The 1,648-nt window shown below is 39.8% G+C and carries 1 protein-coding gene; it reads right to left on the reverse strand.

What is annotated here, in order from left to right; genetic code table 11:
- Window positions 1–263: 263 nt before the first annotated feature.
- The gene (locus FTV43_RS15365; RefSeq protein WP_012634451.1) at window positions 264–908 is read right to left on the reverse strand and encodes a quinolone resistance pentapeptide repeat protein QnrD1; all 645 of its coding nucleotides are present in this window, start codon (window positions 906–908) and stop codon (window positions 264–266) included.
- Between the last annotated feature and the right edge of the window lie 740 nt (window positions 909–1,648).

Here is a 1,648-nt window from a genome sequence, read left to right on the forward strand (position 1 = left end):
ATTCCGGCTCTGCCTCCGAATCACGCTGCGGTATCGAAAGATTACAGTGCGTACCTGATAAGAGCACCAATCAACGGACTAGGGATTTCTTGGATTGCACCGTCGAAAGAAGCCCAACCTAACCAGACTTAGCCAGATTAACGAGCTAAGAGACCATGACCCAATAACTGATCATGGAGAAAAGCAAAGACAAGATGAAGATGTCGCTTCGCTCCGTTTTGATTAGTACCACATTGGGGCATTAGGCGTTTTTTACCTAGATTTTATCGGTGAACAATAACACCTAAACTCTCAACAAGCTGAAGCGCCTGCTCTCCATCCAACTTCACTCCATCTAAATTAATTCGCCTTGCATCAAGCTCGCCAAGCGCCCCACCCGTTAAATCACAACCAGTAAAATCAGCCAAAGACCAATCAAACGATGAAAACTCCCCACAAGAAAGATCGGAGCCACGAAACACGGCGCCAGTTATCACAGTGCCATTCCAGCGATTTTCCCACAGTTCGCACTTTTCTAATATGACTCTAGAAAAATTAGCGTAACTAAGATTTGTCTTGGTTATATAAGCACTACAAAACCATGACCTTGTAGTTATCATATTCATAAAATTAGCCCCTCGAAAATCAGCTCCTTGAGCTAAACACTCACTAATTTCAAGACCTAAGGCGCTAATGTTTTTAAAATTACTCATTGATAAATCGCAGCTTTTAAAGCTAGCGTTTTTTAGTTTGGCTCTATTAAAATCACACCCTTCCAAGCTATTCCTGTCGTAAAAACTACAATCAACAAATTCAGTATCAGTTAAATCAACCCCTGAAAAATCACAATTTGAAAAGGCAATATTTTTAACTCTATTCCCCGTAAATTGATCTCGTGAAAACTTTTCATTGATAAAGTGCTTTTCCATACATGCTACACCTGGTTATTTATACAGTGCAATCATTGTACATTAATTTGAACAACCTTAAACTCTAGCTAAAATTGATTCATACAATCCCTTTTATGTTAAACGGGCGAGTTAGTTTACTAAAACCGCCCATTCATCCGCATTAAAGCCCCTCAAAACGATTTTAAGACACGATCACCCTATCAAACACCCAAATCTACCCTGAAAGTTTAGAACGGTTTCTGTGCCGTTTGGCTTCGTTTTTAACATTATTTTATTAGCCACAAAAATTACCCCTTAACCTTCAAAATAATTATCTTCCCGTTTGACTCATAAACGGTGAACGGGCAGATAAAATTTTTATCTGTCTGTGAATCGTTGGACAAGCGCAGCGCGTCAGAAAAAGACTCGTAGAGGCTTCGGGGTATCAGGGGAAAGCCCCCTGAGTACGCGACGGTAATAAACGGTAAAAATGTCCCCATTTTGTCCCCGTTTGTGTATCGTCGCCCTCGTGCCTGTAATTTTGTATTTGGAGATATTTTTAACAAACCAATTAAAAACGCATAGGTAACACACCTTAGAGCCTTGTACGTCAACGTTTTTAGACAACGAGAAAAAAGGGGAATTAATGGCAGAGAGCAAAAAAACAACAACGGTGAGCTTTAGAATTGAAGATGATCTCAAAGATAAACTTCAAATCATTGCTGAACGAGAAAATAAAACTATCACCAACAAAGCACGTGAAATCCTCGCTGAATCAC

The sequence above is a fragment of the Acinetobacter sp. YH16053 genome (assembly GCF_013417035.1).
GTDB lineage: Bacteria > Pseudomonadota > Gammaproteobacteria > Pseudomonadales > Moraxellaceae > Acinetobacter > Acinetobacter towneri.